Genomic DNA, 8,932 nt, shown 5'->3' with positions numbered 1-8,932 from the left:
CACACCCGCGGGAGACAAGCAGAAGCAACAAGCCCTGCATTGAGCAGGGCTTGGGGAGAAACGCAGCGAAAATGCAACGTTATTTCATGGTCGGCATCACAAACTCGGCATGAAGGTTGTCCGGCCAGCGGCTGGTCACCGTCTTGATGCGGGTATAGAAGCGCACGCCTTCTGGCCCGTGCATGGCGTGATCGCCGAACAGGGAGGCTTTCCAACCCCCGAAGCTATGGAAGGCCATCGGCACCGGCAGGGGCACATTGATACCGACCATGCCGACCTGGATGCGCTGCTGAAACTCGCGGGCAACGCCCCCGCTGCGGGTAAACAGGCTGACGCCGTTGGCGAACTCGTGACGGTTGATCAGCGCCAGCGCCTGCTCGAAATCGTCGACGCGCACCACGCTCAGCACCGGGCCGAAGATTTCTTCGCGATAGATGGTCATTTCCGGGGTGACGTGGTCGAACAGGCTGGCCCCGAGGAAGAAGCCCTCCGGCGCCTGCGCATGCCGGTATTCCCGCCCGTCCACCACGAGCGAGGCGCCCTGCTCAACCCCGCTGGCAATGTACTGGCTGACCTTGTCGCGATGCTGGCGGGTCACCAGGGGACCCATTTCGGCCCCGGGCTGATTGCCGCTGCCGATTTTCAGCGTGCGGGCACGCTCGGCCAGCCGCTCAACCAGCCGATCGGCCACGTTGCCCACGGCGACAGCGACCGAGATGGCCATGCAGCGCTCGCCGGCAGAGCCGTAGGCGGCACCGATCAGTGCCTCGACCGCCTGATCGAGATCGGCATCGGGCATGACCACCAGATGGTTCTTGGCGCCACCGAGTGCCTGGACACGCTTGCCGTGGGAGGCGCCGGTTTCATAGATGTACTTGGCGATCGGGGTCGAGCCGACAAAGCTGAGTGCGGCGACTTCCGGATGCGCCAGCAAGGCATCGACGGCCAGTTTGTCCCCGTGGACCACATTGAATACGCCGGCGGGCAGGCCGGCTTCTGCCAGCAGTTGCGCCAGCAGCAGCGCGGCAGAGGGATCGCGTTCGGAAGGCTTGAGGATGAAGCAGTTGCCGCAAGCCAGCGCCACCGGGAACATCCACATCGGCACCATGGCCGGGAAGTTGAACGGGGTGATGCCGGCCACTACCCCCAGGGGCTGGCGCAGACTGAAGCTGTCGATGCCACTGCCGACCTGCGGGCTGTATTCGCCTTTGAGCAGATGGGGAATGCCACAGGCAAATTCCACCACCTCCAGACCGCGGGTGACCTCTCCCAGCGCATCCGGCACCAGCTTGCCATGTTCGGCGGAGATCAGCGCGGCCAGCTTTTGCTGGTTTTGCTCCAGCAGCTCCTTGAAGCGGAACAGGATGCGGGCGCGCTTGAGCGGCGGGGTGTCGGCCCAGGCGGGGAAGGCGCGGCGGGCGGCGTCTACCGCTGCCGACACTTCGGCGGCACTGGCCAGCGGAACGCGGGCGGTGACGCTGCCGCTGGCAGGGTCGAACACATCGGCAAAGCGTTCGCTGTTGCCAGCGTGTGGTTCGCCGGCGATGTAATGAGTCAGGGTCTGCATGGGGGCTCCGGATTCAGTGTGTCTGTTCAATGGCGCTGCCGATGACGGCAAACAGGCGATCAATCTGCTGGGCATCGATGATCAGCGGTGGCGAGACGGCGAGGGTGTCGCCGGTCACGCGCACCATGACACCCTGTTCCCAGCACTTGAGGAAGACCTCCATGCCGCGTTTGCCGGGCTCGCCGGCCCGCGGGGTGAGTTCGATGCCGGCGACCAGTCCCAGGTTGCGGATGTCGCGCACATGAGGCTTGCCGCGCAGGCTGTGGACGGCCCCCTCGAACAGCGGCGCCATCTCGGCGGCGCGCTGGAACAGGCCCTCGTCGCGGTAGAGCTGCATGGTGGCAATGGCCGCCGCGCAGGCCAGCGGATGGGCCGAGTAGGTGTAGCCGTGCGGGAATTCGATCACGTGCTCCGGCGCGCTCTCCATGAAGGCCTGATAGATGCCGGGTTTGACCAGTACGGCCCCCATCGGCACGCAGCCATTGGTCAGGCCTTTGGCACAGGTCAGCAAATCGGGCAGGACGCCGAATTTGTTGCTGGCCCAGTCGGCCCCCAGTCGCCCGAAGCCGGTGATCACTTCATCGAAGATCAGCAGAATGCCGTACTGGTCGCAGATCTGACGCAGTCGCTGCAGGTAGCCCTTGGGCGGCAGGATGACCCCGGTCGAGCCTTGCATGGGTTCGACGATGACGGCGGCGATGGTCGACGGGTCGTGCAGGGCCAGGATGCGGCTTTCCAGTTCATCGGCCAGTTCGGCGCCATGTTCCGGCAGGCCGTGGCTGAAGGCGTTTTTCTCGATGTTGAGCGGGTGGCGCAGATGGTCGACGGTGGGCAGGCCGACCGGAAAGTGCTTGCGGTTGCCGGCCATGCCGCCCACCGAAATGCCGCCGAAATTGACGCCATGGTAGCCGCGCTCGCGACCGATCAGGTTGACGCGGGCAGCGTCACCGCGTACCCGGTGGTAGGCCAGGGCCATCTTGAGGGCGGTTTCGACCGCCTCGGAACCGGAGTTGACGAAGAAGGCCTGGGTCAAGCCCTCGGGTGCCATGGTCACCAGTTGCTCGGCGGCTTCAAAGGCGAGCGGGTGCCCCATCTGGAATGGTGGCGCATAGTCGAGGGTGGCCGCCTGACGCTGGATGGCCTCGACGATGGGTTGGCGGTTGTGGCCGGCGTTGACGCACCACAGGCCGGCCGCGCCATCCAGTACCTGACGGCCATCGGCATCGGTGTAGTACATGCCATCGGCGGAAACGAGCAGACGCGGGTTCTGCTTGAACTGACGGTTGGCGGTAAACGGCATCCAGTAGGCGTCGCGATTGCTGCTCATGGTGTTCTCCTCTGCCCGGGCGGGTCTGATGCGTTCAATCTAATCGCCTCACCAATACAATTACATATACAGTTGGCGATTTTTGTGAAAAACCGTATCAGTGTTCCGACCAGTACAGTTGCGGTCATCGCCATGAAAAAAGCCACCGCTGGGCGGTGGCTTCGTCGGCAAGACGGTCGTGATCAGACGCGGAAGCGGCCGAACATTTCACGCATCTTGGAGGCGGCATCATTGAGGACCGACAGGGTCTGGTGCACGCCCTGCAGCGAGTTGTCGCTGTCGATGATGCGGCCGTTGATGCGCTCGGTACTTTGCGCGATCACGGTAGTGGCATTGTGCTGCTCACTGGTGGACAGCGAGATTTCGTTCATCTTGGCCACGACGCTCTGCATGGCGGCACGGATGTCCTCGATACGCTGCACCGCGTTCTGGGTCAGTTCGACCCCGCCATCGACCGAGCTGACGGTGCGCTGCATGTTGGTGACGGCCTGGCTGGTTTCTTCGCGGATGGTGTTGACCATGCCGGTAATTTCCAGCGTCGCCTGTGCCGTGCGTTCAGCCAGCTTGCGCACTTCGTCGGCCACCACGGCGAAGCCGCGGCCCATTTCACCGGCACGGGCCGCCTCAATCGCGGCATTCAGCGCCAGCAGGTTGGTCTGGTCGGCAATGTCCTTGATCACGTTGGTGATGCCGGTAATCTGCTGCGAACGGTTGTCGAGGGTTTCCAGCATGCTGGACAGGCCCTTGACGGCGTCGACGGTGCGTCCCATTTCGCGCGAGATCTTCTCCATGTCGGCGGCACTTTCGCTCGACACCGAGCCGGTCTGGCTGACCAGGTTGTCGGCTTCGCGTGCGGCATCGGCAATGTGCGAAATGCTGACGGTGATCTGTTCCAGCGTGGCCGCATTGGAGCTGGACACATCGGAGATTTCGCGCGAATCGTCTGCCACGCGACGTACCGTGCTGCCGGCCTGTTCGACACCGCTGATGACGCGATCCGCTTCTTCCTTCACGGCACGGAACATGTCTTGCAGGTGGCCGACGAAGGTATTGAAGGCCATGGCCGTTTCGGCAATTTCATCCTGACCCGAAACATTGATGCGACGTGTCAGGTCACCTTCACCTTGCGAGATTTCGCGCATGGCCTGGCTCAGGCGCTTCAGGCCGGACAGCATGCTGGCGAGCACGGCACTGGCGATCGGCACCAGAATGATCAGCGCGATGACGGCAATACCAATGATGGTCAGCAGCAGCTTGGTCATCGGCTCGCTGACGACGCTCGAACCCATGGACATGCCGAGCAGCCAGTCGGTGCCGGCAATCGGCACCACCTTCACGTAGTTGTCGGTCCCTTCCAGCTGGGTTTGCAGTACGTCGCCACTGGCCGCCGCCGCATTGAGTTTGTCGGCGGTCAGATCCGGGGCGATGTTGGCCAGCGGCTTGAGCGTCAGTTGCTGGTTGTGGTGGGCAATCACGTTGCCAGCCTTGTCGACCAGGAAGGCATAGCCATCACCACGCAGCTTGACCGACAACACGGCCTTGACCAGCGCATCGATGAACACGTCGCCCCCCACCACGGCCTTGACGTTGCCCCCCTCCATGACCGGGGAGACAAAGGTCAGGCAGAGCTTGCCGGTATCAAAGTCGACATAGGGTGCCGAGACGCCCGGCTTGCCCATGGCGACGGCCTGTTGGTACCAGGGGCGCTTGACGGGGTCATAGCCGGCTTTTTGCGGGTGGCCGTCCGAGTAGACGATGTGGTGATCGGCAAAGCCGACATAGGTGGTGGCGAAGCCGGCCGCTTCGTTCATGCGGGCCAGTGTCGGCACCGGGTCGGCGCTGTTGACCAGCGGATTGCCGGCAACGACGGCCTGCAGACGGTCGTCATACCAGCCTTTGACGAAGGTCGCATAGCCTGCTGCCGTGCCGCCGAGTTCGTTGTTGACCCCCTCGACGATGCTGCTGCGCATCTGGCTGTAGACCAGACCGGCAATCACCGCGCTGAGAATGGTCATCAGCACAGCGACAAAGATGATGAGCTTGACTTTCAATGACCGCATGATTGGTGCTCCCCGAAGACTCTTATATTTATACTCAGCCTGCCCGGCATGCGACCGGTTTGGCCACCGCGTTTACTGAATGTTGTTCCTCAATGCAGCTTGTGTCTTGTTTATTGCGCCAGCGCGCGTTTGCTACCCCACTATAGACAGAGAATGGCAATAATGAATAACACTACATTACTGCTTATGCGATATTTGTAACATATAGCCTTGGGTTTCGATAGACTAGGGTTTAAATTAGCCATAATGCATAACCAATTGCAGCAAAATCGATGAAACCACGCCTGAAAGCAGCGCCGACGCGCGCTGAACAAATTGAATTATCGATGGCCGAGGCGATCGAGCAGGGCAGCAGCCCGCCGGGAACCCGCCTGCCCTCCATCCGGCAGCAAGCGGCGCAAATTGGCGTCAGTCCTTTCACGGTGGTGGAGGCGTATGAGCGGCTGGTCGCACGCGGGCTGATCGAGTCACGGCGCGGCTCGGGGTTTTTTGTGCGCGAGCGTCTGACACGCTCGCCGGTCAGTACCCCGCGCATTGTCGACCTGCCGGTCGATGAGCACTGGTTGCTGCACAATGTGTATCACCAGTCCGACCAGCGACTGCCGGCGGGCTGCGGCTGGTTGCCGCAGGACTGGTATGACATCGAGGCGCAACACCGCGCCTTGCGCGCGCTGGCGCGCGACAATGCCCTGACGGCGGAGTATGGCGACCCGCAGGGCTTCGCCGGTCTGCGCCAATGGCTGGCAGGCGCGCTGGGCGAGCAGGGTCTGGCGCTGGGAGCCCAGGAGATTCTGCTCACCCAGGGCGCCAGCAGCGCACTGCATATCGCGGCGAGCTGCCTGGCACGGCCTGGCGATACGGTGCTGGTGGATGACCCGGGCTATTGCAATGTGTTGTCGAGTCTGACCTTTCAGGGGATCCAGGTGGTCGGGGTTCCCTGGACGCCGCACGGACCGGATACGGCGGTACTGGCAGGGTTGCTGCGACAGCACCGGCCCAAGGCGTTCATTACCAATCCCTGGCTGCAGAATCCGACCGGGGCCAGCTATGACATGCAGACGGCGCATCAGGTTTTGAAGCTGGCCGAACAGCATGATTTTTATCTGATTGAGGACAATGTTTCGGCGGAGTTGGCTGGCTGGCCGCAACCGACGCTGGCAGCGATGGATGGGCTTGAGCGGGTGATTTATATCGGCAGCTTTTCCAAGTCCTTGTCACCGGCGCTGCGGGTGGGCTTTCTCGCGGCACGCGAACCGCTGCTGGCTCAGATGACGCGCTTCAAGATGATGACCGGCATGACGTCGCCGGAATTGAACGAGCGGGCGATTCTGACCATGTTGCAGGAGTCGAAGCAACACAAGCAGCTGGAGAAGTTGCGCGGCAGGCTGGCGCAGGCGCAGTTCCGCTGTGCGGATCGATTCTCGGCCATCGGCTGGAAGCTGTTTACCCGTCCCTATAATGGGCTGTTTTTGCTGGCCCGACCGACCATGCCCTATGACAGTCTGGAGCTGGCCCGGCAGGCCAAGGCCGCGGGCTTTTTGCTGGCTCCGGGCAATCTGTTCCGCCCCGGCGGTGGGGTATCGCCCTGGCTGCGCTTCAATGTGGCATTCTGCCAGGACGAGTCGCTATGGGATTTTTTGCAGACATTCAACCTGTAATGCAGGCAGAGGGCTGATGCGGCGCCCTGCCCGGTTTTCAAGGAAGGTTTATGCGTTTAGCTAATCTGTTTGTGCACCCGCTGAAATCTGGCCGCGGGATCGAATATACGCGGGCGTTTGCCGACCAGCAGGGGCTGCTGCATGACCGTGAGTGGCTGCTGGTGGATGGCAGCGGGGCGTTCATGACGGCCAGGACGCATCCGGCCATGGTGCGGATCGAAATTGACCTGATTCCGGGGGCGGCCTTGTTTAAAACCGCTGACCGGGCGCCTGTACTGGCGATGATGACCGTCTATGACGAGCCCGTGGAGTGCCAGGTATGGGGCGATCACTTTGTGGCCTATCACGGTGACGAGCGGGTGGATGCCTGGTTCAGCGACTACCTGGGTGAGCCCTGTCGGCTGCTCTGGCTGGGCCAGCAGCCGACCCGGTCGCAGAAGGATCAGGAAGCGGCCTTGTCTTTTGCGGATGGCTATCCTTATCTGCTGGTGAACCAGTCCTCGCTGGAGGCGCTCAATGGCTTGCTGGCGAAACCGGTCACCGTTCGTCATTTCCGGCCGAATTTGCTGATTAGCGGGGCCGCAGCTTATGAGGAAGATGACTGGCTGCGAATTCGTATCGGGGAGGTGTTGTTCGAGGTCACCAAGCCATGTTCGCGTTGTGTACTGACGACGGTGGATCCGGATACCGGTGTGAAGGATGAGCAGAATGAGCCGTTGAAGACGTTGATCCGTACCCGGCAGCTAGCCGAGGGAATTTGCTTTGGCAGCAATTTGCGGGCGCTGAATGCCGGACTGATCTACGTCGGCGATGAGGTGGAGGTGCTGGAAAGCCGTTATTCGTTTTGATCAGACGTAAAAAAAGCCAGCTCGATGAGCTGGCTTTTTCGAATCAACCGATATTACTCGGCGGATTCATCAGCAGCAACCACGCCTTCGGCACGGTCTACCAGCTCTACCAGAGCCAGCGGAGCGTTGTCGCCCTTGCGGAAGCCACATTTCAGGATACGCAGATAACCACCATTGCGGGTAGCGAAACGCGGGCCGAGCACGTCGAACAGCTTAACGACGATTTCGCGATCACGGGTACGGTCAAAGGCCAGGCGGCGGTTAGCCAGCGAGGGTTCTTTGCCCAGGGTGATCAGCGGCTCTGCCACACGGCGCAGTTCCTTGGCCTTCGGCAGCGTGGTCACGATCGCTTCGTGACGCAGCAGCGAGTTGGCCATGTTGCGCAGCATCGCCAGACGATGGCTGGTCGTGCGGTTCAGTTTACGATTACTGTAACGATGACGCATTGTTAATGTCCTTTAGTCTCAAACCTTACGGCTTTTCCAGCCCTGCCGGAGGCCAGTTCTCCAGCTTCATGCCGAGAGTGAGGCCCTTGGAGGCAAGAACTTCCTTGATCTCGTTAAGAGATTTACGGCCCAGATTCGGCGTCTTGAGCAATTCAGTCTCAGTACGCTGGATCAGGTCACCGATGTAATAGATGTTCTCGGCCTTCAGGCAGTTTGCAGAACGAACCGTGAGTTCAAGATCGTCGACCGGACGCAGCAAGATCGGATCGATCGGCGGCGCCTTCTCAACGACTTCTTCAACCGCAGTGCCCTGGAGATCAGCAAAGATCGACAGCTGGTCAATCAGGATGCGGGCAGCGCTACGCACTGCCTGCTCCGGCTCGACAACCCCATTGGTCTCGATATCGAGAACCAGGCGGTCGAGGTCGGTACGCTGTTCCACACGGGCGCTTTCCACTGCATAGCTCACGCGGCGAACCGGCGAGAAGGAAGCGTCCATCTGGATGGTACCGATGGAGCGGTTGTCATCATGACTGGAGCGAGCAGAGACGGGCTGATAGCCACGACCCTTTTCGATCTTCACTTCGAGCTCGATCTTGCCGCCGGCAGCGAGGTGACAAATCACGTGGTCCGGATTGATCACTTCAACGTCGTGCGGCAATTCGATATCGCCAGCCAAAACAGCGCCTTCACCTTCTTTACGAAGGGTAAGTACGACGCTGTCGCGACCATGCAGCTTGAGTACGACGCCCTTGAGGTTCAGCAGGATGTCAACGACATCTTCGCGGACACCGTCGAGGGCCGAGTACTCATGCAGAACGCCAGCGATGGTCACTTCGGTCGGAGCGTAACCCGGCATCGACGACAGCAGAATGCGACGCAGCGAATTGCCCAGAGTATGGGCATAGCCACGCTCGAACGGCTCCATCGACACACGTGCATGCGTAGCCGAAATCGGTTGGACGTCGATGATTCGAGGTTTCAGAAATTCCGAAGCGCTGTTTTGCATAGTCATTCCCTAAGAGC

Annotated in this window: 7 protein-coding genes; 2 read left to right on the top strand and 5 right to left on the bottom strand. The window is 61.2% G+C overall.

Going from position 1 to position 8,932, the window contains the following annotated elements:
* Positions 1 to 79: 79 nt before the first annotated feature.
* The 3 genes from JNO51_RS01600 to JNO51_RS01590 form a co-directional block, all read right to left on the bottom strand.
* Positions 80 to 1,567: a CoA-acylating methylmalonate-semialdehyde dehydrogenase gene (locus tag JNO51_RS01600; protein WP_215780576.1), complete on the bottom strand. Its 1,488-nt coding sequence runs from the start codon at positions 1,565 to 1,567 to the stop codon at positions 80 to 82.
* A gap of 13 nt (positions 1,568 to 1,580) precedes the next feature.
* Positions 1,581 to 2,894, bottom strand: a complete 1,314-nt coding sequence (locus tag JNO51_RS01595; RefSeq protein WP_252346148.1) for an aspartate aminotransferase family protein — start codon at positions 2,892 to 2,894, stop codon at positions 1,581 to 1,583.
* A 182-nt stretch (positions 2,895 to 3,076) separates the two neighbouring features.
* Positions 3,077 to 4,954 (bottom strand): methyl-accepting chemotaxis protein, encoded by a 1,878-nt coding sequence (locus JNO51_RS01590; protein ID WP_215780573.1) that lies wholly within the window; start codon positions 4,952 to 4,954, stop codon positions 3,077 to 3,079.
* A 272-nt stretch (positions 4,955 to 5,226) separates the two neighbouring features.
* Between JNO51_RS01590 and JNO51_RS01585 the strand changes: the two genes are divergently transcribed.
* Complete coding sequence (locus JNO51_RS01585; RefSeq protein ID WP_215780571.1) at positions 5,227 to 6,612, top strand: PLP-dependent aminotransferase family protein; 1,386 nt, start codon at positions 5,227 to 5,229, stop codon at positions 6,610 to 6,612.
* A gap of 50 nt (positions 6,613 to 6,662) precedes the next feature.
* Positions 6,663 to 7,460, top strand: a complete 798-nt coding sequence (locus JNO51_RS01580) for an MOSC domain-containing protein (RefSeq protein ID WP_215780569.1) — start codon at positions 6,663 to 6,665, stop codon at positions 7,458 to 7,460.
* A 53-nt stretch (positions 7,461 to 7,513) separates the two neighbouring features.
* Here the strand turns inward: JNO51_RS01580 and rplQ are convergent, their stop codons facing one another.
* Together rplQ and rpoA are read right to left on the bottom strand one after the other, a co-directional pair.
* Entirely contained in the window at positions 7,514 to 7,906 is a 393-nt protein-coding gene (rplQ, locus tag JNO51_RS01575; RefSeq protein WP_215780566.1) for a 50S ribosomal protein L17, read from the bottom strand.
* A gap of 25 nt (positions 7,907 to 7,931) precedes the next feature.
* A complete protein-coding gene (gene rpoA / locus JNO51_RS01570; RefSeq protein ID WP_215780563.1) occupies positions 7,932 to 8,915 on the bottom strand; it encodes a DNA-directed RNA polymerase subunit alpha in 984 nt (327 codons plus the stop codon).
* Positions 8,916 to 8,932 lie beyond the last annotated feature (17 nt).

It is taken from the genome of Paludibacterium sp. B53371 (genome assembly GCF_018802765.1).
In the GTDB taxonomy this organism is placed as follows: domain Bacteria; phylum Pseudomonadota; class Gammaproteobacteria; order Burkholderiales; family Chromobacteriaceae; genus Paludibacterium.
This window is presented reverse-complemented; position numbering and strand designations above follow the sequence as displayed.

What these genes read in the sequence shown, in the direction of transcription:
- JNO51_RS01600 (WP_215780576.1), bottom strand. Translation starts at nt 1,567, where the DNA reads ATGCAGACCCTGACTCATTACATCGCCGGCGAACCACACGCTGGCAAC.
- JNO51_RS01595 (WP_252346148.1), bottom strand. Translation starts at nt 2,894, where the DNA reads ATGAGCAGCAATCGCGACGCCTACTGGATGCCGTTTACCGCCAACCGT.
- JNO51_RS01590 (WP_215780573.1), bottom strand. Translation starts at nt 4,954, where the DNA reads ATGCGGTCATTGAAAGTCAAGCTCATCATCTTTGTCGCTGTGCTGATG.
- JNO51_RS01585 (WP_215780571.1), top strand. Translation starts at nt 5,227, where the DNA reads ATGAAACCACGCCTGAAAGCAGCGCCGACGCGCGCTGAACAAATTGAA.
- JNO51_RS01580 (WP_215780569.1), top strand. Translation starts at nt 6,663, where the DNA reads ATGCGTTTAGCTAATCTGTTTGTGCACCCGCTGAAATCTGGCCGCGGG.
- rplQ (WP_215780566.1), bottom strand. Translation starts at nt 7,906, where the DNA reads ATGCGTCATCGTTACAGTAATCGTAAACTGAACCGCACGACCAGCCAT.
- rpoA (WP_215780563.1), bottom strand. Translation starts at nt 8,915, where the DNA reads ATGCAAAACAGCGCTTCGGAATTTCTGAAACCTCGAATCATCGACGTC.